This window comes from Chitinimonas violaceus (assembly GCF_052601015.1).
Genome location: NZ_JBQXDJ010000035.1, coordinates 20238 through 46429, shown reverse-complemented (window position 1 = coordinate 46429; position 26192 = coordinate 20238). Strand labels below are relative to the sequence as shown.

Here is a 26192-nt window from a genome sequence, read left to right as displayed (position 1 = left end):
ATTCCCTCAACGGTCATTCGCAGATACGGCTTGTGGTAAATGGTTTGCTGAAGAAGAATTTTCTCCAGCTTCGATCAAAGCTCGTCACTGAGCATCAATCGGGGCATAGCAAACCCGCAGGGTGATTAGTATAGGAACCGTAATTCTGCGGGTTTGCTGCGCTTCTTCAATATACCGAAGTCAAAACGTCAACAGACCCTAGGGAAATCAAATCGAAAAGTCGTCAGCAAACACCCTTGCTGTACGTGGGCGGATATAAACCTTTTCCCCGCTGACATAACGGTTATGCGCAAACGCATCACGGCTTAGCTCTGCCTCTACCGGGTCGCCATTCTCCAGGCTCAGTTCCAGGCGGATGATTGAACCTATCGTCCGTACATGGTCCACCTTGGCTACCAGACTTTGCTGGCTAGGTTCACGCAGAATCTCGATATCGTGCGGGCGTACGTACGCCACTGCGCCATCCGGCCCTGCCTGCTGCTCGCCTACCTGAGCGAAACCACCATGTACACGGCTGTGAAAGAGATTCACATCGCCAAGGAACTGATATACAAACGGCGTCGCAGGGGTGTCGTACACTTGTTCCGGCGTACCGACCTGCTCAATCCTGCCTTTATTCATCACCACGACCCGGTCCGCCACCTCCAGTGCTTCTTCCTGGTCATGCGTCACAAACACCGAGGTAACGTGTACTTCCTCATGCAGGCGCTTGAGCCAACGACGCAACTCCTTGCGCACCTTGGTATCAAGCGCGCCGAATGGCTCATCCAACAGCAAAACCTTGGGCTCCACTGCCAAGGCACGCGCCAATGCAATGCGTTGACGTTGCCCACCCGACAACTGTGCCGGGTAACGGTCGGCCAACCAATCCAGCTGTACCAGATTCAACAACTCGTGCACCCGGCGTTTTATTTCTTTATCGCTGGGCCGGGTCTCTTTGGGCCGTACTCTCAAACCGAACGCCACATTTTCGAACACCGTCATATGCCTGAACAGCGCATAGTGCTGGAATACGAAACCGACCTGGCGATCACGCACATGCCGGTCTGTCGTGTCTTCACCATGGAAATGAATCTGGCCTGCATCCGGGGTTTCCAGGCCGGCGATAATGCGCAACAGCGTGGTCTTGCCGCAGCCCGATGGCCCCAATAAGGCCAGCAGCTCCCCGGTCTCGACCTTGAGGCTGACGTTATCCAGCGCCGTAAATGCACCGAAGCGTTTGGCAACCGATTGGATCTCGATACTCATTGCATCACCTGTATTGGGGTGTAGAACACGATGGGCGTCATTTATCGGGTTGAATCCGGCATAGCCACGCTGAGCATCTGGTCATCTTCCTGCTGCACAGACACCGCGTTATCTTCCGCGTGCTGGCGCTCAGCCTGCCACTCCACCCAGCTCTTGGCCGCCAAGGTCAGCAACGCTAACAACGCCAGGATGGACGCACAGGCAAAAGCCGCCACGAAGTTGTACTCGTTGTAGAGAATCTCCACATGCAAAGGCGTAGTGTTGGTCAGACCACGGATATGACCCGATACCACCGATACCGCGCCGAACTCACCCATGGCGCGGGCATTGCACAGGATGACGCCATACAAAAGCCCCCATTTGATATTGGGCAGTGTCACCTTCCAGAACATCTGCCAACCGCTTGCACCCAGCACCATGGCAGCTTGTTCCTCTTCGGTGCCCTGGGCTTCCATCAACGGGATCAATTCACGCGCGATGAAGGGGAAGGTGATAAACACCGTGGCGAGCACAATACCGGGGATGGCAAAGATGATCTTGATGTCGTGCGCCATCAGCCAGGGGCCAAACCAGCCCTGTGCGCCAAAAAGCAGTACATAGATCAAGCCGGCCACGACAGGTGACACCGAGAACGGCAAGTCAATCAAGGTGATCAGAAGGCTTTTTCCCTTGAAGTCGAACTTGGCGATCGCCCAAGCCGCAGCCACACCGAAGACCAGATTCAGGGGCAAGGCGATTGCCGTCACGGTCAGGGTCAACAACAGCGCCGACAATGCATCTGGCTCGCGCAGCGCTTCCCAATACAACAACCATCCTTTGCGTAAGGCTTCGGCGAATACCGATAACAGTGGCAGCACCAGGAAAAAGCTTAGAAAGGTCAGCGCGCCGGCAATCAACAACCAGCGTAACCAGGTTGGCTCATTGGTGGCGGTAGAACGCTGAACAGTGGAGGTGGTATGCAGCATCACAGCCCCTACTTACGCATGCCATGGCGACGTGTATGCCACCACTGGATCAGATTGATCAGCAGAATCAACACAAAGGAAATCACCAACATCACCGTGGCGATTGCCGTTGCGCCGGCATAGTCGTATTGCTCAAGCTTGCCGATGATCAACAAAGGCACGATTTCCGACTCGAACGGGATATTGCCGGCGATGAAGATCACCGAGCCGTATTCGCCCACCGCCCGTGCAAACGCCAAGGTGAAGCCCGTCAGCAACGCGGGTAATGTCGCGGGGAAGATTACTTTCTGAAACGTCTGCCAGCGGCTGGCGCCAAGGCAAGCCGCGGCTTCTTCCACTTCGGATTCAAGATCCTGTAACACAGGCTGCACGGTACGCACCACAAAGGGCAAGCCGATAAAAGTAAGCGCCACCACCACACCAAGCGGCTTGAAGGCGACCTGGATACCCAATGACGCAAGCCATTCACCAATCAGGCCATTCGGTGCATACAGCGTTGTCAGCGCGATGCCGGCTACCGCAGTGGGTAACGCAAATGGCAAGTCCACCAAGGCATCGATAAATCGCTTGCCGACAAAGTCGTAACGCACCAGCACCCAAGCTACGAGCAAGCCGGCAAACAGGTTGATTACCGCAGCCAACAGGCTCGCACCAAAAGTGAGTTTGTATGCAGCAACCAATTGATTAGCAGTGACTATCTGCCAGAATGCCGCCCAACTGAGGCTAGTTGTCTTCAGCACCAACGCGGACAACGGTAAAAGCACAATCAGGCTGAGATAGGCGACGGTGTAGCCCATCGCCAAGTTGAAACCCGGCAACACGCTGGCTTGTTTGAATTGCATCGTCATCGTGAACGGCAATGCAAACGGATTAGCCAGCCCGACAAATGTGGGGCAGATACGTCATTACGCTTCATTCCCTCCCCCTTATTTCCTGGCATAGATCTGGTCAAAACTGCCGCCATCTTCAAAGTGCGTCTTCTGCGCTTTGCGCCAACCGCCAAACACCTCATCCACCGTGAACAGCTTCACAGCGGGAAACTGGCTGGCGTACTTCTTGGCCACATCCGGGTCTTGTGGGCGTAAATAGTTTTGTGCCGCGATTTCCTGCGCAGCCGGCGTCCACAGGAACTTCAAATATTCCTCGGCCTGTTTGCGCGTACCTTTCTTATCCACCACCTTGTCGACTATCGTAACCGGCGGCTCGGCCCTTACCGATAAGCTCGGATACACCACTTCAAAACCACCACGGCCAAATTCACGGGCAATCATCTCGGCTTCGTTTTCAAAGGTCAGCAACACATCGCCAATACCGCGCTGCATAAAGGTTGTCGTGGCTGCACGGCCACCTGAATCCAGTACCGGCACATTCTTCAGAATCGCAGCGACAAACTCTCGTGCTATCTGCTCATTCCCATTGGGCTGCTTCAGCGCATACCCCCAGGCAGCGAGATAGCTGTAACGGCCATTGCCTGTTACCTTGGGATTGGGCATCACGACTTGTACACCGGGTTTGATAAGGTCGGACCAATCCTTGATCTGTTTCGGGTTGCCCTTGCGTACGATCAACACCTGCAAGCTGGTGAATGGCAGGCTGTCATTAGGCAGACGCTGTTCCCATTTTTCTGGCACCAGCTTGGCCTTGTCGTACAAGGCATCGATATCGGGCGGCATGTTCATGGTGATGACGTCCGCTTCCAGGCCATCGATCACCGCCCTCGCCTGCTTGCCCGACCCGCCATGGGACTGCTGAATCATGACATCCTCACCCGTTTTGGCCTTGTAGGCCTTAACAAACGCCGGGTTCAGATCCTTGTAGAAGTCGCGCATCACATCGTACGAAACATTCAGCAAAGCAGGGCCTGCATAGGCGACGCAGGAGAAGCCGAGAATGAAGCTTGCAGCAACCAAACGGGCAATATGGGTCATGATCTGTACTCGCACGACAAAGGTGGATATCAACACCTGTTCAATCTTTTGCCAGGCAACTACAGCCCGGACTCCAACTGTCAGCATATTGAAGAAGCGGTATTACACTGACGGTTGCTCAAACATGTTGTGAACAGGCCATTTAGAGCATAGCAACGACACCATATATCCATTAAGAATTATTAATCCCTTCTTAATGCCAAAATGACAAGCTACGATGCTCACCCACCCAGAACCCAAGACATAAGAGCTTGTTTTCGATATGTCGCGAGCAGTCGTCAGCAGGGTGCGGACACAAAACTAAAGGAAAGCGATATGCAATACCGTCAACTGGGCCAAACTGATCTGAGAGTCAGCCTGATCGGCCTTGGCACTATGACCTGGGGTGAACAGAACACGGAAGCCGAGGCCCATGCCCAGCTCGACTTTGCTATCGAGCGCGGCATCACCCTGATCGACACCGCCGAGATGTACCCGGTACCGCCTAAAGCCGAGACCTATGGCCTGACAGAACGTTACATCGGCACTTGGCTCAAGAAACGTGGACGGCGTGATGATGTGATCATCGCCAGTAAAATTGCCGGACCGCAGCGCCAACCCCATCAACCACAGCATATTCGCGGTGCAAGCAACCAGTTCGATCGGCCGAATCTGGAAGCTGCGCTACACGCCAGCCTTGATCGTCTGCAAACCGATTACCTCGATATATACCAGCTGCATTGGCCGGACCGCAGCACCAACACCTTCGGGCGATTGGGTTACCCCTGGATAGAAAATGAACAAAGCGTGGCGATTGAGGAAACCCTGAGCGTACTCGCAGAGTTCGTAAAAACCGGCAAAGTGAGGCACATCGGCATTTCCAATGAAACACCGTGGGGTGTGATGCAATTTCTGCGCGCCAGCGAAAAACTCGATCTGCCACGCATCGTCAGCATCCAAAACCCTTACAGTTTGCTTAATCGCACGTTTGAGATTGGCCTTGCCGAATTCACCCACCGCGAAAAAATAGACCTGCTGGCTTACTCACCTATGGCGTTTGGCATGCTCAGCGGGAAGTATCTTGACGGTGCCCGACCGCAAGGTGCACGGTTGACCTTGTACTCACGGTTCCAACGTTACAACAAACCCAGCGCAGAAACGGCAACGCATGCCTATGCGCACCTAGCCAGACAGCATGGCTTATCGCCTGCGCAGATGGCGCTTGCTTTTGTGAATAGTCGCCCCTTCGTCGCCAGTAATCTGATCGGGGCAACCACGCTGAAACAGTTGGAGGAAAATATCGCCAGTGTTGACCTGACGCTCAGCGCGGATGTGATAGCAAGCATCGAGGCGATTCACGCCAACAACGCCAACCCTGCGCCCTGATAGAACAGATCGCCGGCGCATTTAGATAGAGATACGTGCCGTACGCGACGACTAATATCAAAACATAGGCCAGCACCTATCATGCAGTGCATGCCTTTGTTCTGCCGGAATATTGGTGTTGCTGGATAGGTTCGAACGCCTAAGAATTTATTCAACGTCTCGCGAGCTAGGGCGAGACAAGGCGAAAACAGCTGAGGAAGCAGAATTTACAAGCGGTAAATGAGCATGCCGAGGACGTTTTCAACGCCGTGTCGCCGACGCGCCGCAGATTTAGATAGGTTTAAGAACCTGTTCATGATCTGTCGCACGCAGCTATCGACAGGGTGTAGCGCATAAGCCCTGTTCAAGGCTGCGCGGTAACATCATGAATTGCTTGCCAACGTGGAGCCCCCATGAGTTTGGCCGATGTCGACTTCAACCTGCTGCCCGATGTGATCACCGAGGTGCAAGAGCACCTGCCCGATCTGGAAAGGGACTTACATCGGTTGGTTGAGGACCCTGACTCCGCCGACCTCATTGCCAGCGCATTCCGGCACATACACACCATCAAGGGAGACTTTGGCTATTGCCGTGCCACTCCCATCATGGAGTTCGTCCACCAGCTTGAAAATGTGCTGCAAAGCCTACGGGAAAAGCACTTCCTGTGTTCTGCGCTGGTTGCCGAAGCCCTGCTGCAAAGTATGGACCAGATCCAACCCATGATCGACTGTCTGGTCAACACCCACCAGTTCGACCCTACACCACGCGATGGCCTGCTCAAACTCATCGTTCAGCTGGGCAACGCCAGGAGCCAGAACGAGGCCGACAACTTATCGCGAAAAATCCTGCTGACCGCCCATGGCGCCTGGCTTGCCGAACCAGAAGACCGTGTCCTGCAGCCCGACCCGCTTTTTCCAGACGATGCCCCCAACAGCATCATCGCCCTGGGCGAACAGCTGGCCAAAGGGCTGGCATGCCGACAACCCGCCTGGCGACAACGCACTCGCTTTCAACTCACTTGCGTTATGGCGCTCAACCAGCAATACCACCCTCCCAGCAACGAGGAAGCCTTACACATTGCCGTACTCTGGCACGATGTCGGTCTGTTGGCCGAGCCAGACGCCTTGCTGCTGACCCCACCAACGGCAGGTTCACCCGATTGGGAGCGCTACACACTACATCCAGAACGTTCAGCCTCCTGGCTGCTGAGCATCGCACCAGACTGCACGGAAGCCGCCCAGATCATCCGCCAGCACCATCTATGGGCCAACGGCAAAGGCATCGCAGCCCCTGCCTATTCCCTACCACCTCACCCTGGCGCCATGATGCTGGCGATTGCCGACCTCTTGTACGACAAGGTTGCCGGCCTGACCGACACCGACTATCGCCGTGGCATCATGCGTACGCTGTTTGAAGTCAACGGCCTGCTCGATACCCAGTTTGATGCACTGGTCATCAACGCCTTTGAAGCCGTTGCACCAACCTTGAACGAAGTCACGTAACAAGTTGGTAGCCGGCAGCCCACCGAATTGTGGGCCGTCACTTCACCACAGCGTAATGCGATCCTTATCCGCCCTCACCATCGGGTCGCCCGATTTACAGCCATAATTAGCAGCAAACGCCTGTGAGTTGGACAATATGCCGTTTACTCGGTATTTCGATACCGCATGAGCGGGAACAGTGGATGCATGTTCCTGCATTTCCTTAAGAGTGCTTGCGTCTCTATGAGTAAACGCATAGCCCTTAAAGAATTGATCCATTGCCGCAACACCTGACCACTTTTTCTGAGCCAGCTGCGTTGCAACTTCCAAGCCGGTCAGGTCTGCCACATCCTCAAGCGTCATACGTAAAGCTGGGATATTGACACCCAGCACACTCTTCACATAGTCGGCATAGTGCTGGTATTGGCGGTCTTCCATGGACTTGAAGTAGGTAATATCGCTAGCGGCAAGCCCCATAGCCGGTGGAGCAGGGACATTAGGCGGCATTGCCTGGGTACCGCTGGCGTCAAAGCCATGCCCCATTTCATGGGCAAGAATAGAAGCCCCCAGAAAGCCATAGGTAAACGCGGGTTTATTTTCGAAATCTGCCATTGGCGACGACAACAGCATACCAATATCGCCCACCAGTACATTACGACCTGGTACATATCTGGGATCGTAGCTACCCCAACCGAAACCGTCCTTGGCACCAAGTCGCGGCAGTGCCCCAGCGCTCTTAACCAGTTCTGTAAAATTCAACTGGTTCGCACGCTTAATATTGCCCAGCGCATCGTTAGCTTCAATAGTGAGGCTGCTGTAATCAGTCCACTTTTCGGGTTGAACTACCACCATGGCCATGGTATCAAGCCGTCGTAGTGCAGCATCTCGACCCGTCGGGCTCAACCAGGCACGAGTCTGAATTCTTGTCCGCATCTCCTGCTTCAACTCCTGCATCATGGTGTTGACTGCTGCCAGCTTGCTTGGCCCTATCACCTTCTCTACGTAGAAGCGGTTCAAGGTATCCGGCATCAGCGCGGCTGCAAAACGGACTCGATCATCGAAGACAGCCGTTGAATCTGCCCAAGTGGCATTCGCCAAAAATCTAGGCTTCCATGAAGGCTGCCAACGCTTCTCTTCACTGGCAAGCTGTACAGGCAGATAAGCACTGAAACTCTTCAATAGGCGCCATCTCAGAAAGCTCTTCCATTGCGGCAAACTGAATTCGGCCATCATCTGCGATAATTTGGTTTCAGTAGCCGCATCCACTTCAACGTCAGCTGCAATACCAAGTTGCTGTTTGAAGGTTGGCATATCGAACGTCACTGAACCTGAAGGTGTCGATGCCGCTGGTTCATTGATCCGCTGCTCCATACGTTCAACAGCTTCCGCATCGACAGCAGCTTGGTCTGCAGCAACGCCAGCTGCTACCAACATACGCGCGATATGATCACGCCGGGTCTCTGTTGTACCACTCGACAGCAATAAGTCACTTTGAACTAATTTCAGTTGAATTGGCTTGGTATCCTCTTCCCTATAAACACTTTGAGCTTGCAAATTTAAGGGCAGTACGGTGCCAACACGCAATAATTTCGCCATGACAACCGGTACTTCCTGGATTTGTGCCATACCATCCACCAGCTGCCATTCTTCATTCAAGGCAACCATCGTAGTAGGTGTTGGCTGAGCTTGGCTGGCAAATAGACGTACAAGCTTGCCTAAGTCGCTGTTCTCATTAGCGAGTGGTGACTGAGCCGCTGCCTTCAGTGCAGCCAGCAATGCCTGATAATTTTGTTGCGGCAAATCTGCAAATAAGTCGGGCGCATCAACCCCAGCTGTGCGCTGAGTAGACCGGTACCAATCACCATTTGCCAGCTGATCGAAATCTTGACACGCAAGCGCATCGCGCTGCACCGCTGGCTTGTCCGACCCACCACACCCAGATAATAAAAAAGCAGTCGCCATCGCCACGATGGAACCGCCCTTAAAGACATTCGAATTACTGATGAAATTCATATACTTGATACCCATCCATGATGTTGGGATATCAGTACATGCACTCGCTATAAAGTTCATCAGACAAGGAAAACCCTTACAAACCAATAGATAGCTTGCAATTTATCAGGCGACATCATTCTTTCTCGCTGGCAAAGCCTTCTAGCATTTGTTGAGCCATCTTTGGACAAATCTATTTGGCCTCTACCCAATCGCCGCCTACGCTAAAAATTCAGGCTTGCATCAGGTAGTACAAAACACTTTGCTGTAGCTGACGTGAAGCCATCAGAACGTAACTTCCGTTGTCCAATCTGACAGCATGTCGATGGACAAGCATTTACAAGAGACTTGCCGATGCCGGAGCTAACTCACGCTGTCGCCAACACCAACCTGGTTTCCCGCCTGAGGAGAGGGTTTTTCTGGGCGCTTGCAGTGGTATGCCTAGGTATGGCGACACTGGGCTTTTTGCTACCAGGGCTGCCCTGCACAGAATTTGTGCTACTGGCCGCGTGGGCTGCAGCGAAGAGTTCTCCGCAATTGCATAACAGGCTGGTCACTCATCCTCGATTTGGCCCAATACTGCACAACTGGCACAACGGCCGCAGGCTGAGTCGGCGTAACAAATGGACAATCACCGTACTGATGGGTATCAGCGCCACACTCATCGCTTGGCAGTTCAGCCCCCTGTTGGCTGCCAGCTTAATTACCTGTATGGCTTTGGTGCTGCTTTGGTTGTGGCGCCGGCTCGAACCCATGTAAGCCTGATTTGACCTTATCCCTACTTCACTTGCGAAAAAGAGATCATGCAAACTCAAATTTTCGTCAACTTACCCGTCAAGGACCTGAATAAATCGGTCGAATTTTTCACCGCACTCGGGTTCAGTTTCGACCCTCACTTCACAGATGAAAATGCCACCTGTTTGATCGTTGGCGAGAACATTTTTGTCATGCTGTTGGTGGAGCCCTTCTTCCAGACATTCACACCCAAAAAGCTCTGCAATACAAGCGAAAGTACCGAGGTGTTGCTTTGCCTATCTCGTGCAAGCCGGGACGATGTAGACACGCTGGTTACCAAGGTATTGGAAGCGGGTGGCAGCACCCCTATGCCACCCAAAGACTACGGATTTATGTACCAACACGGCTTTCAGGATATAGACGGCCATCTGTGGGAACTGATTTACATGGATCCAGATTCTCCCGAATCCAAAATGAAAAGCAGCTAAAGCCCTGTTTTTCAAACCTTGTCGGGTTCCAACTGTTTTCCAACAATGCCTATGAATGGTCCGAGCACTATGGCGCATTATCCTGCGCCATAGCAATCGCCATCCAATACTTGACTGTCGAACCACCAATCCGATCAAGCTATCTTTCATTCTGAGCCTATGACCATGCTTTTCGCAGTGCTTCAGAAGAAAAGGGTTTGAAAATCTTTGCGTATCGTTCCAGCTGGTTTGCTCGATTAGGAAAGGGAATTTCCACCGTATAGGCTTTTACGGGCACATTCATCGCATTAGCCAATCGTTGAGCAAAAGAAAACTTACCGCCACGTCCTGCCCCGCAAGAAAACAATCGGATTGGCGTTCCTTTTTTATAATATTTAACGTAGTCTTTAAGTTCCTTATAGAATTGCTTTGGGCTAACAGGCTTACCTGTAATTGAGATCACCTTTCTACTATCCCCATGAGTAGAAATATCAAAATAGGTTTTCTGTTCCGTGCCATGATATATCTCGGACGGAATTTCATGAATACCTGGAAGTCCCTGAACACTAAAACTTTGTTCATAAGGTTTACTACTGTACGATAGGCCAACATAGCGTTCATTAAATGTCATTTCCCGAATATTAAAGAAAGTATCGACACCATATACATCCTGATTAAACAAAGTTTCCATTCCAGAGTTTACTGGTGACCCACCTTCCAAACCAACCTCACTATGTATACTCCACTCTCCATTTTGGTATCGGACTGGAATAGAAGGTTTAGCAGCATTTTCTTGAAGAAATACCCGCCACGTGCCATTATTTACGTCATAACGTACCGAATAGAATTGCTCCACCACTTTAATATATCGGCTACCTTCCTCGATATAGATACCAGCTGTATTCGGTATTATTTCAGCACTTGGTCCAGCCACTTGGTAAATTTCCATCTGTTGGCCAAACTTCCACATATTTGGCACAACATTGGAAGCACCAGTTGGTATCTCAGGACGTGTGACAAGGGACTCAACTTCATATGGATCACCTGGGATAAGTATCGTACTGGGGTGCTCAATCTCAGTTTCCAATGCCTCAAGATGTTCGACACCTTTTAATGGGATATCAAGGGTATTACTTAGAGAGAGATAATTACGCAGACCAATCGCGTGGGCGGCTGATAGCTCTGCTTCACTCATTACACTCGTTTCAGATATTGATCCAAAGCTAGCCAAATCGAATACAAATCCATTCAAACTCATCGTAACGTCTATACCGTCACCCTTACGTAAGGCCTCTTCCAACCGATACCCACTGCCAATTACCGGTACTGCACTAATGGCCCGCCCAGCATCTTGATGACGAGTTCCTTCTTCCAGCTCATAGACATTGCCAACAATAGGAATTGCACCGATCACCTCCTCAGCATCTCCTTCGTAAACTCCTTCTACAAACCGATATACATTACCAATAACAGGAAGAGATCGTATTATTCTTAGAAAATCATTTCCGTGTGGGGATTCTCCAATTTGCACACGATAACGACCGACTATTGCCTCCCGTTCGGTCTGCAATAACTCATTATTTAAAATTCTTCCGCTCAGCCTGATATTTTCTTTTGCGCGAGCCGTTATCCAGGTGTTCGATAAAAGTTCCTGATTATACGAACCAACAGCTGATTTCAATTGCAGACGGGGAGAAAACACACAACCATTAACTATCAACTTATCGACGCCCGCATTCGCCACCATAAGAAATCCATTTAATGGTGTATCCCAAATTGGATAATAGCCCCACATTTCCGGATGATCTATATACTCTTCTAAGTATTGCTCTACATTGCTCAATTCCCACTCTGTCTTGGCATTACCCATTGTTGCTTTAAGAATGTCCAACGCCGGTTTTCTAGGGTCGAAATGCTTTGGTGGCTCTCCATAATTTGCCAACCAACGCTCCTGCAGATAGGTATCCAGCGCAGCGACTTTTTGCTGGGTCGTTGTGGTTCCTGCCATCACATTCTCACCGCTACCCTGGACCAGATATTGCGCCAGAAGCATCCTGGGGTTCAGCATGACCGATTGCTTCGTATCCCATTCGCGGCAGATCGCCAGAAACTTTTCCACCATCTGCGCTTCGGAACCAAAAGTAACGGGGGATACTTTGCTTTGCAGCATCAGTGATCGCTTCAACACCGTTGCGATACCATGCTGCAAGGTGCCAAACCTGTATTCGGTCGATTCACCCATACGATCAAACTTTCGCCTGACCAAATCTTCCCTGTCTTGGCGAGTCAGAACGTCAATGCCAGGAATACGAGCAATCTCAGGGTCATCAACCAAATCGTTGAAGGTTTTTCCTTGTGCATTGACCAAAGCGTTATGGCTGAAAAAAACGTTACTGCGATTGGCACTTGGCAGAAACATCTGTGATATCTGCCATTCCTTGCGAAGCTCGGAAAGGAAAGCGGTTCTGAATTGAAGCAGCTGCTCCCCCAACGAGAGGGTATCTCGCGGTGGTTCAACCAATCTGAGGTCTGGTCCGTTTGCCAAACCAAATAAGAGTGCGGCTTTATCAAGCTGAGCCTTATCCGAGAGGCTCATTTTCTCCAGAAGGCTGATCGGTGTATCGGGTTGCTGGTAGCCCGGCTCATTCAATAAACGCCTGAGTACATTGGCTCTGAAGGTTTCATCTGAGTTGCGAAGGGTGATATCCGCCTCTACCAGCCTCTTCCCCAGAACCAAGCCATCCAACTTTGTTTGCATGCCATCGTGTGTATATGCATGCAACGCATGGACGGCCTGGAGTGGCGTTGTGATCTGCCTACCCGCTTTTTTCCAATCAATCCAATCGAGATCCCCCAGCAATTTATCCAGGTACCTTGCAAAGGGTTCAGAAACATTGATCAGCGCGGTATCTACTGTTTTTGTGGGCACTCTGCCTAACAGCTCAACCGCATAGTCCAGCACCTCACTGTCAGTTTCATGCGGCCGCGCAGTGATCCAGTGATTGATCAAATTCTTGCTGTTCAGGAAATCAGCCATCTCGTCGGGGCACTTACGGAAATAACGCTTCGTAAAGTCATAGAAGCGTTCGCTATTCGCAAATTTTGGGTAGTCCTTGACCACCTCGTCCATAAAGTACGTATATGCCTGGGTATTGACTTCATCTGCCTGTTCCCGTGTCATTTTTCCGCTGCGTTGCAATGCCTCCAGCAAAATGCGGGTCGTACGGCTATCTTGCTGGGCCTCTTTATGAAGCTGAGCCAGGTTATGCCGCAAACTACTGTGGTCATCAGAAGGATAATCTTCCTGATGTATCTGGCTACGATCCCGCGCGGCAACCCAGGCCTCAAGCTGGGCGAGCGTGGGAATGGCGTCTTCCATCATTAAAGCGCTGACATCGTAATTCGCTTCACTGTAAGCAAGCTGACTGATGCGCTGACCGAAACCATCGTAGCGGTATTCAGTTACCCGCCCTGCCGGCGTAAGAGCAAAACGTAGATTCTGTTTGCTGTCGTATACATAGCGCGTAGTTCGCGCCTCACCGATCACGGTACCGTCAACAACATCGGCTTCAACCTTATAAAAGATGGTTTCAGAGATCAGCTGATTACAGCTGTCATAGCGCCGCTCTATCCGTATCCCGGTACCATCCAGTTGGCTCAACAGATTACCATCGATGTCGTACGTATAAGTGGTGCTGTTACCCTGCGCATCAACAGTCTGGCTCAAGTTTCCGTCGGCATCGTAGCTATAACGCAGCTGCTGAGCGTTCATACTCAGCAGTGGGCCATTCACCCCGGTGATGCGGTTATTTGCATCGTAGGTGTAATGGCTGGTGTCAAAATACAAAGGATCTGTCACCGTGGTGACAAGAGTCGCTGCGGTAGTGCGGCGTTCAGTGTCATAACTGAAGCGGGTGGTTTTCTTAAGGGCATCGGTAACGCTGGCGATACGGAAGTCGTTGGGAGTAACCTCCTGATAAGTAAAACTCAACGTACTGCCATCTGCCTGCGTCAGTGAAGTCAGCCTCTGACTGGTACCGTCATAGCCATATTTAAAGGTATATACCTTGCCATCAGCGACGCTGTTATCGTTCGGACTCCGGTCGATACACACTTCACTCAACCGATTGGCACTATCGTACTGGTAGTAAGTACGGCTGACCGTGGCACCATCGGCACGGACTATCTTCTCTTGACGCAGGTTACGGCCCGCGTAGACGTAGTCGATGCGATTGCCATTTGCCAATGTAGCGCTGGTCAGGAGACCATTGTCGAAGTGATAACTAACGGTATTACCGGCAGGGTCCCTGACTTGGCCTAGGCGGTAGACATTGCCATCGATACGATAATGTTCCTGTATGCGACGGCTCCCATCGACCCATATCCAGGTATCACCATCCCAACTGAGCGTATCGTGAGCACCGTCACCATCGGTACTAACGTAACTGTTGTTGCGATAGATGAAGGTTTGTACGCTGCCGTCGGCTGTGATTCGGTCAACGCTACTGCCTACCGTATTAACGGTACCGGTAAGGTTGCGCAACATCCGATAGCCACCCAACCACCAGGTATCCTCATTGTCGTCAGTAAACCTAGCCTGACTGTTATAGGTGCGTAAAACCTCAGTATCTGCAGCACCACGGCCAACAAGCCATTCATCGCGCCGCTGTAATACCAGATTTCCCTGGGCAACATTCACAAATACACCGTCACCGACCTGCCCCATCTCCCCCACAGACAACCCCATCCCAACGGGCTGCACCAAGCTGCGTTGAAACAAACCCGTGTCTTGCCCAACAACCACTGCAACCATCCTGACTACTCCATAAAACCGAGCGAACTTGCTCGACGGATGTATCCAGTTGGATGTGAAGGAAATTAATATTGACGCGTATTTTTATGCCTAGATGAAATATTGGCTGGTTTGCTAAACAAGTCAGCCATACATGCTGAGAGACGCCAAGAACCTGCTCAAAGATCGTAAGCGGGTGCTCATGTATCAGCCAGCTTTACGGAATGTCAGGTTGATACGCCTGGTCCCCAGCAGAGGGTGGTTTCCTGGTTTAAGCGTCAGCACGCCGTGATAACGCAAGCGCGCAGGACCTCCCCACACCACGACATCACCATGCTGCAAAGGAATGCGCTGGGTACTGTCGCCACAACGCAAGCCACCGAAAAGGAAGGTCGCAGGCAAGCCCAGCGATACGGAAACAATCGGCGCACTCATATCACGCTCGTTACGATCTTGATGCAGGCTGAGACGCGCCCCCGGCTGGTAGCAATTTATCAGGCAAGCATCAGGGTCAAACTCAACGAAGCCTGCTACTGCAGCGGCAGCACGTGCGAGGTGCAGAAAAGCCGACGGCATAGCTGGCCAAGGCTGATTGGTTTGCGGGTCATTCTCTGAATAACGGTAGCCACTCACATCGCTGACCCAGCCATACCGGCCACAATTGGTCATCGCTACCGACATCACATACCCACCCGGTGTCGTCATATGCCGAAATGGCGCGCTCTCCAGCACAACATCAATCGCCGTCAGGAAGGCTTCCTGCTCGGCCAACGCATAACCTCGCAACAGCATAGCGCCAGAGGCCAGCTGTAGTTGCCCATCATGTTCGTCTGCAAATAGATCTGCCTGCAATGTACTTCTCTGTTCAAAGTCTGCTGCGCGTCAACATTACGGCGTTGACAACACCTTTGGAATGCTCATTTATCATTCAGAAACTCCGATTCCTCGGATGTTTTCGCCTTGTCTTGCTTTATTTAGCTCGCAAGACTTTGAGTCAGACTCTTGATATCTGACTACGTAACCGTGAGCAGGTCCTTTGCGTTGGACTCCTTTTCAAGCAACGCGCGCTTACGTTCCACTCCCCAGCGATAACCCGAGAGACTGCCATCATTCCGCACAACCCGATGGCAAGGTATCGCCACCGCCAGGGCATTTGCCGCACAAGCACCTGCTACAGCACGCACGGCATTGGGTGCGCCAATACGTTCTGCAACCTCGGTATAGCTGGCCGTACTACCAACAGGTATCTCACGCAAGGCTTGCCAGACACGCTGCTGAAACGCGGTACCGCGTACATCGAGTGGTAGATCCAAGCCTTTGGCGGGTGCATCCACAAAACCCACTACAACAGCCACCAATTGCTCGAAGTCACTGTCGCCGCCAATCAGCTGTGCTTTGGGAAAACGGTCCTGCAAGTCACGCGCCAATGCATCGGGGTCATCTCCCAACAGGATGGCGCATACCCCACGTTGGCTTTGTGCCACCAGAATTGCGCCAAGCGAACACTGACCGATTGCAAATCGGATCACCGCATTGCTGCCACCAGCCTTATATTCGGTTGGCTTCATACCCAGCAAGCCATCAGCATCGGCATAAAAACGGCCGTTTGAGTTATAACCTGCATCGAAAATCGCCTGGGTAACCGAATCTCCACCACCTAACGCAGCCTGCACACGCTTGGCCTGGTGCGCTTTGGCGTAAGCCCTGGGTGTAAGACCGGTAATTGCCTTGAAGATGCGATGAAAGTGATAAGTGCTCAGACCCACCTGCTGCGCAAGCATATCGAGGTTGGGTGCAGCATCAGCCTGTTCGATCAAGCGACAAGCTTCCGTCACCTTGCTTGCACGTTGGGTTTGCAACGAAGGCTGATCCGGCTTGCAGCGTTTACAGGGACGGAAACCTGCCGCTTCAGCATCGTCGCAGCTGGCGTGGAACGCGACGTTTTCAGGACGGGCGAGACGTGAAGTACACGAAGGGCAACAATACACGCCTGTCGTCGCTACGGAATAATAAAAACGACCATCCGCCTGCGGGTCACGTGCGACCACCGCGGCCCAACGTGGGTCTCGCTCGGTGGCACATTCTATTGTCTTGTGTTTGGCATTCATGACGCATCCCTTCTTGCAATGGCAGCAACAAGGGGAAATATATCGAAGCGCAGCGATCAGCACACTCCGCTGCTTGCTTTTGAATTCGAACTACTGACTCAACCGAGCCAACGTAGACAGCACGCGGATACAGTAAGTCTGCACAACAACGCCAGAAGGTTTTTAGAACCTGTTCACGATCTGACACGAGCAGCTGTCAGCAGGGTGAAGCGCAGCGCAGAAACCGGAATGTACTTTGGTACATGAGGATTTCGAGCAGCACATGAGCCCTGATCACAGCTGCGCAGTAAGATCGTGATTAGGTTCTTAGCCACCGTCTGTTGCTGCAGGAGGCCACTCATGGCTCAGCAGGCCATACATATAAGTATCTTTAACCTCACCCTTGGTTATCCAACGCTGCCTTAGCAAACCTTCACAGGTAAAACCAAGGTGCTCCAGCAGATGCCTGGAAGCTTCATTCTGGGGCTCCACTTCGGCTTCAAGCCTGCGCAAGCCAAGTTGATTGAAGGCATAGTCGCAAAGACCGGCCAGCGCTTCCCTCATGTAGCCCTTGTGCCAGAAAGGCTTGCCCAGCACATAGCCCACTTCAGCACGCAGGCTGCCCAAGTCGAAACGGAACAGCAGGCAGGACCCTACTACGCATAAAGTATCACGCTCCAACACGACAAATTGCGCTGCACTCCCATCCTCGTGACGTGTTGTCGCTTTGTCATACCAAACCTGGGCATCGTCCATACTCTCCCACGTCACATAGGGTAGATGATGGTTGACCTCATCCACCGAGTGAATCGCCAGCAAATCGGGCAGGTCCTCTTGGCGAACCAAACGCAGATGCAGGCGTGACGTAAGAACTTCAGGTGATTGATAGACCTGCATGAACCAACTCATTGGCAAACAGTAAAAGCAGCTAACAAACCCTCGCTGGCGTTGTTATGCAAACTTGCCATACCCATATCTATGTCTGCATACCCAACCAGAATCGCCGCTGATTCTTGTTAGCTGCTCCAAAACAAAAAACAGCTTTACCACCGCAGTACGCCTTCTCACAACCTTGCAATACACGATATGCGAGAAGGCTTGCAGTAATTAAATATCACTAACCCTGCGCACGCCAAATCCCTCGTGCTGATATCCCTCCACCGCGGTCTGGGGGACACTGGCGGGAACTTCCAACACGATATGCTGTGGGCTTAGATCGAAGTGCGCCAACAGGCGCGAGAACGTATTACCGTGGCCGCTGCGTACATACTCAAACAAACGTGGATGTATCGGCAATACAAGAGGAGACGCTTGGTTGGCCACGACAAAATGATTCAGGCTGTGTATCAACCGGCACAGGCGGTCTAACTTCAACAATCCGTCTTCCCCACTGGCCAACCGAAATAACCGTTCAGTAGGGAAAGGTTCACCATCCGGTCCGGTTGCGACCAGAGTGGCGCGAGCCATCGTACAGTCACCGACTTGGATGGCCTCAAAAATACTCCGCAGCTCACATTTGAAAAAACGGCCAACCACGCCCTCTTCATCAAGGCTGATGGGAAAACCAGCCACCCACTGAGGGGGCAGGCTGGCAAGCCGCTCGGCAAGCTGCTCCTGTTGTTCAAGGTGCATGGCGCTTTCCAGAGGTAAAAGCCCGAATGTACCGGGCAAAATGCTGCCTCAAAATCTATATCGCTTTCCAAGCACTGTTACACATCGAAGTTACGGGGTGCCTACAACTCGGGCAATACACTCCATAACCTAATTGCAATATTACTGCGCCGTATCACCTCCCGCCGAGATATTCGCTGAAAATACCGACTGTAAATGAGCTGCTAAGTAATGCGAGTCAGAATTTGGGCACTCGCTACAAGCCCTTAAACAGCTTGTAGCGAGCAGATCCTGGCTTAAAGCCCGTTTACGATCTGTCGCGAGCAGCCGTCAGCAGGGTGCAGAGCAGCACAGAAACCGGAATGTACACTGGTACATGATGATTTCGAGCAGCACATAAGCCCTGATCACAACTGCACAGCACGATCGTAAACAGGTTCTTAGCGGTTAGGCTGCGGTGTCATCCGCAGATAAGGCCGCAAGGCACGGTAGCCACGAGGGAAGCGGCGCTTGAGTTCCTCTTCATCCTGCAGGCTCGGCACGATCACAACGTCCTCACCATCGCGCCAATTGGCTGGCGTCGCCACCTTGTATTCGTCGGTCAGCTGCAGCGAATCGATCACACGCAGGATTTCCTGGAAATTACGGCCGGTACTGGCAGGGTAAGTCAGCGTGAGACGGATCTTGCGGTTCGGGTCGATCACGAACACGGTTCGGACAGTCAAGTTAGCCAGCGAGTTCGGGTGAATCATGTCGTACAGCGTGGCTACCTTGCGGTCGGCATCGGCCAGGATAGGGAAGTTCAACTTCACATCCTGGGTATCCTCGATATCTGAAATCCAACCACGATGCGAGTCCAGCGAATCCACGCTGACTGCCAAGGCTTTGACATTACGCTTGGCAAACTCATCCTTGAGTTTGGCTGTGAATCCCAACTCGGTCGTGCAAACCGGTGTGAAATCGGCTGGGTGCGAAAACAACAATACCCAGCTGTTACCTGCCCATGAGTGCAGCGAAATCGGGCCTTCGGTGGAGTCCTGGGTAAAGTCGGGGGCGATGTCGCCAAGTCGTAGTGACATACAGATCTCTCCATTCGATCGGAATCTACTTCCGATTTATTTGATTATTGATATCAAGGTTGGAAACCCAACCCACCGTTGCCTGCTATCGGCGGACTAGGCGATGCTCCCGCCTGCATTACCGTACCGCAAGCCACGCCACAGCATAAGCCAATCAATGCGGCATGCGCCATACGAACGGGCATAGGATTCATAACCCGCCGGGCCCCTGAGCTACACCAGGATAGCGAGTAGATTTTTATTTAGCATAGATTTGATCAAACATACCGCCGTCCCCGAAGTGGGTTTGCTGCACCTTGGCCCAACCACCGAACAACTGGTCAATGGTAAAAAGACTGACGTAGCTGAACTGTTTTGCATATTTCGCCGCAACAGTCGGGTCCTGCGGGCGGTAGTAGTTTTGCGCGGCAATCTCCTGTCCTGCAGGCGAATAGAGGTATTCCAGATAGGCCTGCGCCACTTTAGCTGTGCCATGTTTGGCCGCAACCTTATCCACCAAAGCAACCGTTGGCTCCGCCAAGATTGAGACAGATGGCGTAACAATGTCGAACTTGTCCGGCCCCAATTCCTTGATCGACAGGTAAGCCTCGTTCTCCCACGCGATCAATACATCACCAATACCCCGCTCCACAAAGGTGACGGTCGATCCCCTCGCGCCGGTATCGAGTACCTTCACGTTCCTGTACAGGTTGCTTACATATGCCCTGGCTTTTTGCGCGTCCCCACCGGGCTGCTTCAATGCCCAGCCCCAAGCGGCAAGATAATTCCACCTCGCCCCGCCCGAGGTCTTGGGATTTGGCGTAATCACGTCAACCCCTGGCTTGATCAGATCGGACCAATCACGAATCTGCTTCGGGTTCCCCTTACGTACCAGAAAAACAATGGTGGAGCTGTAAGGCGCGCTGTTGTATTTGAGACGCTTTTGCCAATCCGTTGGCAGCAGCTTTGCCTTTTGTGCAATCTCATCCACATCCCCGGCAAGCGCCAAAGTCACCACATCGGCCTCCAGACCATCGATAACCGCCCGGGCCTGCTTTCCCGAACCGCCGTGCGTCTGCCTGATATTGACCACCTCCCCTGTTTTCTTATTCCACTCGCCCACAAACGCCTTATTGAAGTCCTGATAGAGCTCTCGTGTCGGGTCGTAAGAAACATTCAGGAGATTGATATCTGCCGCCCACACCGAAAAAGGCAAAAAAGCGGTGACGAGCCCGACCAGGAGAGGATTGCGATACATATGCGGCTCCGTGACGCTGGGTGAATACAAACCAGTCTAACCACAGCCATTAACAACAAAAAGGAATTATAAATAAATTTGTTATTCTTTTTTTGAATTAAAAGAAGCAGAAATTAACAGGGAACGCGGCGTTTGTGAAAACGCAATTCAACGCTCCCTGTAACGCCTCTAGACCTTAAGTCCAACACGCAACCGACTTACATATGATAAGAAAAGCAACGGCTACTCACGATCCGTCGCGAGCAGCCGCCAGCAGAGCCCAGAAACCGGAATGTACTTGGGTACATGGGGCTTTCGAGCAGCGCAAAAGCCCTGATCACGGCTGCGCACCAGGATCTATGGAATCAGAATGCACCAACCAAAGGTTCCACATACTGCTTCAAACTACCCTGATAGAGCTTACGGGCAATCGGGCAGCACAACTCCAATTCGTGCGCCTTGTAACCGCGTTGCATCAAGCCATACCAACCATGGGCCGGCCCCGGCATAAAGCCCGCATAGGCGAACCCTGCACGACGCAATTGCTGCATGGCAGCCGGGGTATGCGGGTCCAGGCGCAATTTCAGGTAAATCAGACGTTCCTTTGGCATCTGCGCTACCTCGTCCACGTTGTCGGGATGCAGATCGGACATCGTCACCTCGATCCGATGTTCCTGGCTGGTCACCGACAATGGCGTGGTTGCTACCGGTAAATCCCTGCATGGCTGCGTCGTGCCAAAGCATTGTTCGATAGGATCAAGCCAGTCGCGGCAACTTGCAGGCCACGACAAAGCCGGCAGCGGATACGGTTGTAATGGCAGACAACCCAGTACCACACTTTCGCGCCATTCATTTCCAAATGGTGATGCCACATAGTCCAGCAGCAAACCCGTCGTATGAAATCCCAGTGTTTGCGCCAGACGCTGGCTTTGCGTGTGGGAAGACACCTGCTTGATGGTCAACGTACGCAACCCGCGTTCACGGGCGTAATCGCGCAGGTAAGCCCCCAAAGTAGTGGCAATACCCATGCCTCTCGCCCCCGGGTGAACGATATTGAGCGCCAGCTCGGCACTATCCGGGCTATCGGCATGCATCCACAACACAGCATGCCCGACAATCTTCTCATCCACGCAGGCGACGACCGAATGCCAACGCTGCTGCTCGTTATTGCGGCAGATCATTGATGGCAGATAGACATCCGGATAGACATAGCAGTCACCATAAACCGTGCGAAACAAGGCGCTGACGTTATCCGCATCCTCCGGCACGAAACTGCGCACCGAGACAGCAGATTTGTTGAACTTGCTCATGCCACCAGCTCCTCTTGGGCGACATAGCTGCGCTCGTCCACCACCCGCAGCAATTTGCCGGAACGAGGATGTAGCGCGAGACTATCCGCCGAACAAGCAACAATCACAAAACGTAATACGTTCTTTTGAATTAAGGCGAGGAGGTTTGGGTACATATGCAGCATCGCCGTGTACAGGGCCTCTTCCAACTCCGCAGTCAAGCCATCACTTGCCGTTACTCGCAGTGTCAGCCGATCCATCCCATTGGCACGATCGATTAACAATTGCCATGGTGCGGCACCCAAGTGTGTTTTTACGAGGTTGCCGATTTCATCTGGAAAAAGCGACTCATAACCCACGCGAATACGATGCCCTTGGCTCGCCCGGCCACGCAGGGCGAATTTGCGCTTTGCAACGCCAGCCGGCTCACACCAGGCCGCAAGATCGCCGGTTGGGTAGCGGATCATAGGCATCAGCCGCCGTTGCAGATTGGTCACCACCAACACGCCAACCTGGCCCACCGCCTCGATAGGCATGCCTGTGACTTCATCAAGGATTTCCACCAGGACATCGCCATCAAACACACGGTGTTCGCCCAGACGGCAATCCGGCGTGCTCGCACCGATCAAACCGGCGTCCACACTGGCGCAACCAACCGAGGCATAGCGGGCATTGGGAAATACCAGGGACAACATAGGCAGCTGTTCTTCAAATAAGCTTTCCCCGCCATACAACACAAGCGTTACGCTGCTAAGCACTTGCCCACGTTCCAGGAGCTGGCTGGCAAAGCGTAACAACTGGGCAGGTACACATCCCAGCACATTGATTTGATGCACCTCGATGGCTTGCGCCAACCGGTCAGTATCCACCGCGCCGGTGAATGGGAACTCGCAGACAGGCACCGGTGAATTCGCCAAAGCACCGTGGATAAACAGAAAGCTGGTGTACAGATCGCCAGCAAAAAACAGATTGGCTACCCGGTCGCCAGGGCTCAGCTGAGTACCCACACCTTGCCCGAAGGCCCGCACGAAATCGCCCCACTCTTCCCGGGAATACACTGCCAGCTTGCCATCGCCGGTTGAACCACCGGTTTTATAGACATGACCATCAAGCATCGGCCCAGTCAGCACAGGCCAACTAGACAAACACTGCGATTGCTGCCAGAACTTTGCCGGGTCGATTACTGGCAGATCGTGTATTCGCCAGCCAACCATGGGGACATCCCGGTACAGGTCTGCATAGAAAGGAGAATTTTGGCGTGCAAATTGCACAAGGTGTTCAAGGGGAAGGGTCATCTGCATTGCTTCCTGCAAGCAACGCTCTGCCAAGCCCGTATACCAATCGGCATAAGGCAGAACATCGTCTCGCTATTGCGCTCATTTTGTTTTTTGCAAACCGGTGTGCCGGTTTGGTGTGATGCGTCTGTTATCAGCCTGCGTTAAGAACTTGTTCGCCACCCTGCTGTACAGTCTCAACCAGACAGACTTGTACAGCAGGATCGTTAACGGATTCTTAAGCAGCGTTGGCCGGCGTTACGGCTGTTAGGGCATTGGGTCGTCGCTTGTCCAGCACCAAGGGTGTTTTGCCACTTTGCGGGTGACGCTCAAAATCAGTGGACAAGGCTTGCACCACTTCCAGTACGAGCAGTGCGTTATCCAATGCTTCCGTAAGCTCGCTATGTTGCGAGAGGTGTTGGTGAACCTGGCTTGCATCGCCATCCACCTGCACCACAACACGCTCTTTACCATCCGCGAGATGGTCGATCAGAAACTGTAACGGCATGCCAAGTACTTCGGCATTCCTGGCCGGATTGAAGAAAACCGTCCCGACACGGAGCAACTGACCATGCCTGCCGCACAGTTCAAAACGCGGGGTGGGCAGGCCACACTCACAAGCACCTGGTACCCAACGGCCCAGATCACCTAGGTCGTAGCGGACCACCTTTTGACCTTCGCGTGCGCGGGAGGTAAACAACAGCCGACCTGCAACACCGGGTTCGGCCGGGCGGTCGTGCTCGCTGTCGACAATCTCGAGCCATTGGGTATCGGCCATCAGGTGGAACACGCCATCAGGCACATCGCCACAGGCATGCCCCAATGGGCCTGCATCCACCGAGCCATAAATCGCCGAGCGGATCATCGACACGCCAAACCCTGCAAGGAATTCACGCTGCTGCGAGTTCAGGTGCTCACCACCGAGCATGATCTTGCGAATACCGCCATAGGCACGCAGCTTGGCCTCTTCGCGTACGAACAGGCGATGTATCGTGCCGGGCATGCCAATCAGCGTGTTCACCTGCTGATCGACAATCAGTTGTGCAATCTCGCTGTAGTCGTCGCCATTCGGCCCACCCATGGGGAAATGGACAGCAGAGAGCTTGTCGAGAATCGTGAAGAAGCTCAGCAGGCCGCCATACAGATTACCGCCATACAGCAGGTTCATTACCCGGTCTGTCGCCGGATCAAGCCCTGCCGCAAACAAACCATCGGCCGCGGCACGCATTTGCCGGTGGTAGTCGCGATAACTGAAACCCGCAAGTTTGGGCTTGCCACTGCTGCCGCCACTGCGGAAGAACAACTGGGCATCGGCCGTCATCGGCGTCTGCTGAAACGCCACCTTGTCCATGATCGGGTGGGCAATCAAACCCTTAGGCTCAGTAGGAAGCGAATCGAGCGTGATGTGGCTGGCCAATGTATCCACCGCCAGACTGACCGACACACGACGGGTCAACCGCGCCAAGGCATATACGCCATCGTGCGGTTCGCCTTCATACGCATCATGCATCGCCCCAGCCGGCGTCACACGGCTTACGCCTGCGGCCAGCAGCTGTCGACCCAAGAACGCCAAGTCATTGTCAGCCGCTACCAGGCCACAGGTTTGCAACCGCGTACGCCACGGTTGAAGCGTATTCACCAGTTGCGCACGCGGCGCCGGCCGCAGCTGTACCGTACGGAACAAGGGCGACGCCACCAGCGCAGGTGTATGCGCCCAAATTACACGCCAACCCGCACCTTGCCAGACGTGACCTGTCACGTCGGAGAAGCTCTGATCAAGCCGTGCGAAAGCAAGCTGGGTGCTGATCTCAGCGAACTCCTGCTCGCTGGGCATCAACGCAGGCCACTGGCGTGTTCGGCGCGCCAGCGCTGCAGCCAACTTCTCCCCAATTTCCCGCAGTACAACCGGGTCATCACTATCCACCAACACGCACTGGGGGCTGGAACAAGCTTGCTGATCCAGACGACAGACTTCGTCCGCCAAAGCATCGAACTGTGCTTCGCTGGCGGCACCCGGCACCAAATAGGCAAAGCTGATGCGATGGCCCCAATCGATCCAACGGCAACCCGCAGGCAGCTGCTGCCGGATGGCGGTCAGGGCGGCATCGCCCCCCCAGGCGGAAACCGCGTCAGCAAAGCCGAACAGACGCGCCAATTCATTGTTTGGAACCGGTAGAACGGCCAAATAATCTGCCAAGATACCCGTGCTGTCGTGACGCAGGAACGCATCCAACAGCGCAGCAGTCCGGCCATCGTCGCTGCTGCTGGGACGCAACCAATTGATATTGCCCACCAGCAGGCTTTCCAGCATGGCGAAGAAGGGCAGCAATGCTGAATTGGCCGGTGTGATATGCACCACCACGCCTAGCGGCCGATAGCTCTCAAAATGCGGGCTGCGATAGTCGATCCGGCGAAGCGAGAATGGTGTTTCGCCCAGCTCACGCACCAACTTGGTTGCCAATGCTTCACGCCGGCAAAAAGCATGCAGCGCTGCGCGGCTTTCTTCGTCAATATCCAACGATTGGCCATCGTTCAACACCCACTGCGCAAAGCTTTCAGCGCAAGACAACACTATTTCGCTATCAAACGGCTGCGCCAATGTGTTGGGCAAGCGGGTTTGCAAAGACGCCAGAACGCTATCCACCTCGGTCGAGGCGGTGAGAGTGCCATGTACGAGATACATG

At 53.0% G+C, this 26192-nt stretch carries 20 protein-coding genes; 4 read left to right on the top strand and 16 right to left on the bottom strand.

The window, feature by feature from the left end; genetic code table 11:
* Positions 1–207 precede the first annotated feature (207 nt).
* From ACUHMQ_RS12760 to ACUHMQ_RS12745, 4 genes are all read right to left on the bottom strand, one after another.
* Positions 208–1248, bottom strand: coding sequence for a sulfate/molybdate ABC transporter ATP-binding protein (locus ACUHMQ_RS12760; protein ID WP_445295845.1), 1041 nt, complete (start codon positions 1246–1248; stop codon positions 208–210).
* A 41-nt stretch (positions 1249–1289) separates the two neighbouring features.
* Positions 1290–2213 (bottom strand): sulfate ABC transporter permease subunit CysW, encoded by a 924-nt coding sequence (gene cysW / locus ACUHMQ_RS12755; RefSeq protein WP_445295844.1) that lies wholly within the window; start codon positions 2211–2213, stop codon positions 1290–1292.
* Between the two features lie 8 nt (positions 2214–2221).
* On the bottom strand, positions 2222–3055 hold the full coding sequence (gene cysT, locus ACUHMQ_RS12750) for a sulfate ABC transporter permease subunit CysT (protein ID WP_445295846.1): 834 nt from the start codon (positions 3053–3055) through the stop codon (positions 2222–2224).
* An 84-nt stretch (positions 3056–3139) separates the two neighbouring features.
* The gene (locus ACUHMQ_RS12745; RefSeq protein ID WP_445295843.1) at positions 3140–4228 is read right to left on the bottom strand and encodes a sulfate ABC transporter substrate-binding protein; all 1089 of its coding nucleotides are present in this window, start codon (positions 4226–4228) and stop codon (positions 3140–3142) included.
* 228 nt (positions 4229–4456) lie between these two features.
* On the opposite strand from ACUHMQ_RS12745, the gene ACUHMQ_RS12740 reads away from it, so the two are divergent.
* Both ACUHMQ_RS12740 and ACUHMQ_RS12735 read left to right on the top strand, forming a co-directional pair.
* Positions 4457–5506: an NADP(H)-dependent aldo-keto reductase gene (locus tag ACUHMQ_RS12740; RefSeq protein WP_445295842.1), complete on the top strand. Its 1050-nt coding sequence runs from the start codon at positions 4457–4459 to the stop codon at positions 5504–5506.
* A 392-nt stretch (positions 5507–5898) separates the two neighbouring features.
* On the top strand, positions 5899–6987 hold the full coding sequence (locus ACUHMQ_RS12735) for an HD-GYP domain-containing protein (RefSeq protein WP_445295841.1): 1089 nt from the start codon (positions 5899–5901) through the stop codon (positions 6985–6987).
* Between the two features lie 42 nt (positions 6988–7029).
* Here the strand turns inward: ACUHMQ_RS12735 and ACUHMQ_RS12730 are convergent, their stop codons facing one another.
* A complete protein-coding gene (locus ACUHMQ_RS12730) occupies positions 7030–8979 on the bottom strand; it encodes a M13-type metalloendopeptidase (protein ID WP_445295840.1) in 1950 nt (649 codons plus the stop codon).
* 333 nt (positions 8980–9312) lie between these two features.
* On the opposite strand from ACUHMQ_RS12730, the gene ACUHMQ_RS12725 reads away from it, so the two are divergent.
* On the top strand, positions 9313–9717 hold the full coding sequence (locus ACUHMQ_RS12725) for a YbaN family protein (RefSeq protein WP_445295839.1): 405 nt from the start codon (positions 9313–9315) through the stop codon (positions 9715–9717).
* A gap of 44 nt (positions 9718–9761) precedes the next feature.
* A complete protein-coding gene (locus tag ACUHMQ_RS12720) occupies positions 9762–10181 on the top strand; it encodes a VOC family protein (RefSeq protein ID WP_445295838.1) in 420 nt (139 codons plus the stop codon).
* A 157-nt stretch (positions 10182–10338) separates the two neighbouring features.
* On the opposite strand, the gene ACUHMQ_RS12715 is transcribed toward ACUHMQ_RS12720, so the two are convergent.
* From ACUHMQ_RS12715 to ACUHMQ_RS12665, 11 genes are all read right to left on the bottom strand, one after another.
* Positions 10339–14973, bottom strand: a complete 4635-nt coding sequence (locus ACUHMQ_RS12715) for an RHS repeat domain-containing protein (RefSeq protein WP_445295837.1) — start codon at positions 14971–14973, stop codon at positions 10339–10341.
* Between the two features lie 186 nt (positions 14974–15159).
* The gene (gene alkB / locus ACUHMQ_RS12710) at positions 15160–15804 is read right to left on the bottom strand and encodes a DNA oxidative demethylase AlkB (RefSeq protein WP_445295836.1); all 645 of its coding nucleotides are present in this window, start codon (positions 15802–15804) and stop codon (positions 15160–15162) included.
* Between the two features lie 161 nt (positions 15805–15965).
* Entirely contained in the window at positions 15966–17060 is a 1095-nt protein-coding gene (gene ada, locus ACUHMQ_RS12705; protein WP_445295835.1) for a bifunctional DNA-binding transcriptional regulator/O6-methylguanine-DNA methyltransferase Ada, read from the bottom strand.
* A 306-nt stretch (positions 17061–17366) separates the two neighbouring features.
* Positions 17367–17936 (bottom strand): GNAT family N-acetyltransferase, encoded by a 570-nt coding sequence (locus ACUHMQ_RS12700; protein ID WP_445295834.1) that lies wholly within the window; start codon positions 17934–17936, stop codon positions 17367–17369.
* 210 nt (positions 17937–18146) lie between these two features.
* Positions 18147–18671, bottom strand: a complete 525-nt coding sequence (locus ACUHMQ_RS12695) for a hypothetical protein (protein ID WP_445295833.1) — start codon at positions 18669–18671, stop codon at positions 18147–18149.
* A 419-nt stretch (positions 18672–19090) separates the two neighbouring features.
* Complete coding sequence (locus tag ACUHMQ_RS12690; protein WP_445295832.1) at positions 19091–19729, bottom strand: peroxiredoxin; 639 nt, start codon at positions 19727–19729, stop codon at positions 19091–19093.
* A gap of 53 nt (positions 19730–19782) precedes the next feature.
* Entirely contained in the window at positions 19783–19923 is a 141-nt protein-coding gene (locus tag ACUHMQ_RS12685) for a hypothetical protein (protein WP_445295831.1), read from the bottom strand.
* Between the two features lie 44 nt (positions 19924–19967).
* Positions 19968–20966, bottom strand: coding sequence for a sulfate ABC transporter substrate-binding protein (locus ACUHMQ_RS12680; RefSeq protein WP_445295830.1), 999 nt, complete (start codon positions 20964–20966; stop codon positions 19968–19970).
* Positions 20967–21310: 344 nt separating this feature from the next.
* Positions 21311–22255 carry a GNAT family N-acetyltransferase gene (locus ACUHMQ_RS12675; RefSeq protein WP_445295829.1) on the bottom strand — a complete coding sequence of 315 codons (945 nt, stop codon included), beginning with the start codon at positions 22253–22255 and terminating at the stop codon, positions 21311–21313.
* The gene (locus tag ACUHMQ_RS12670; protein ID WP_445295828.1) at positions 22252–23529 is read right to left on the bottom strand and encodes a phenylacetate--CoA ligase family protein; all 1278 of its coding nucleotides are present in this window, start codon (positions 23527–23529) and stop codon (positions 22252–22254) included. The genes ACUHMQ_RS12675 and ACUHMQ_RS12670 overlap by 4 nt, the downstream gene beginning before the upstream one ends.
* A 217-nt stretch (positions 23530–23746) precedes the next feature.
* Complete coding sequence (locus ACUHMQ_RS12665; protein WP_445295827.1) at positions 23747–26191, bottom strand: acyl-CoA reductase; 2445 nt, start codon at positions 26189–26191, stop codon at positions 23747–23749.
* Position 26192: the final 1 nt, after the last annotated feature.

Excerpts from the sequence above, each read along its gene's own strand:
- ACUHMQ_RS12760 (WP_445295845.1), bottom strand. The coding sequence starts at position 1,248 with ATGAGTATCGAGATCCAATCGGTTGCCAAACGCTTCGGTGCATTTACG.
- cysW (WP_445295844.1), bottom strand. The coding sequence starts at position 2,213 with ATGCTGCATACCACCTCCACTGTTCAGCGTTCTACCGCCACCAATGAG.
- cysT (WP_445295846.1), bottom strand. The coding sequence starts at position 3,055 with ATGCAATTCAAACAAGCCAGCGTGTTGCCGGGTTTCAACTTGGCGATG.
- ACUHMQ_RS12745 (WP_445295843.1), bottom strand. The coding sequence starts at position 4,228 with ATGCTGACAGTTGGAGTCCGGGCTGTAGTTGCCTGGCAAAAGATTGAA.
- ACUHMQ_RS12740 (WP_445295842.1), top strand. The coding sequence starts at position 4,457 with ATGCAATACCGTCAACTGGGCCAAACTGATCTGAGAGTCAGCCTGATC.
- ACUHMQ_RS12735 (WP_445295841.1), top strand. The coding sequence starts at position 5,899 with ATGAGTTTGGCCGATGTCGACTTCAACCTGCTGCCCGATGTGATCACC.
- ACUHMQ_RS12730 (WP_445295840.1), bottom strand. The coding sequence starts at position 8,979 with ATGAATTTCATCAGTAATTCGAATGTCTTTAAGGGCGGTTCCATCGTG.
- ACUHMQ_RS12725 (WP_445295839.1), top strand. The coding sequence starts at position 9,313 with ATGCCGGAGCTAACTCACGCTGTCGCCAACACCAACCTGGTTTCCCGC.
- ACUHMQ_RS12720 (WP_445295838.1), top strand. The coding sequence starts at position 9,762 with ATGCAAACTCAAATTTTCGTCAACTTACCCGTCAAGGACCTGAATAAA.
- ACUHMQ_RS12715 (WP_445295837.1), bottom strand. The coding sequence starts at position 14,973 with ATGGTTGCAGTGGTTGTTGGGCAAGACACGGGTTTGTTTCAACGCAGC.
- ada (WP_445295835.1), bottom strand. The coding sequence starts at position 17,060 with ATGAATGCCAAACACAAGACAATAGAATGTGCCACCGAGCGAGACCCA.
- ACUHMQ_RS12700 (WP_445295834.1), bottom strand. The coding sequence starts at position 17,936 with ATGCAGGTCTATCAATCACCTGAAGTTCTTACGTCACGCCTGCATCTG.
- ACUHMQ_RS12695 (WP_445295833.1), bottom strand. The coding sequence starts at position 18,671 with ATGCACCTTGAACAACAGGAGCAGCTTGCCGAGCGGCTTGCCAGCCTG.
- ACUHMQ_RS12690 (WP_445295832.1), bottom strand. The coding sequence starts at position 19,729 with ATGTCACTACGACTTGGCGACATCGCCCCCGACTTTACCCAGGACTCC.
- ACUHMQ_RS12685 (WP_445295831.1), bottom strand. The coding sequence starts at position 19,923 with ATGAATCCTATGCCCGTTCGTATGGCGCATGCCGCATTGATTGGCTTA.
- ACUHMQ_RS12680 (WP_445295830.1), bottom strand. The coding sequence starts at position 20,966 with ATGTATCGCAATCCTCTCCTGGTCGGGCTCGTCACCGCTTTTTTGCCT.
- ACUHMQ_RS12675 (WP_445295829.1), bottom strand. The coding sequence starts at position 22,255 with ATGAGCAAGTTCAACAAATCTGCTGTCTCGGTGCGCAGTTTCGTGCCG.
- ACUHMQ_RS12670 (WP_445295828.1), bottom strand. The coding sequence starts at position 23,529 with ATGACCCTTCCCCTTGAACACCTTGTGCAATTTGCACGCCAAAATTCT.
- ACUHMQ_RS12665 (WP_445295827.1), bottom strand. The coding sequence starts at position 26,191 with ATGTATCTCGTACATGGCACTCTCACCGCCTCGACCGAGGTGGATAGC.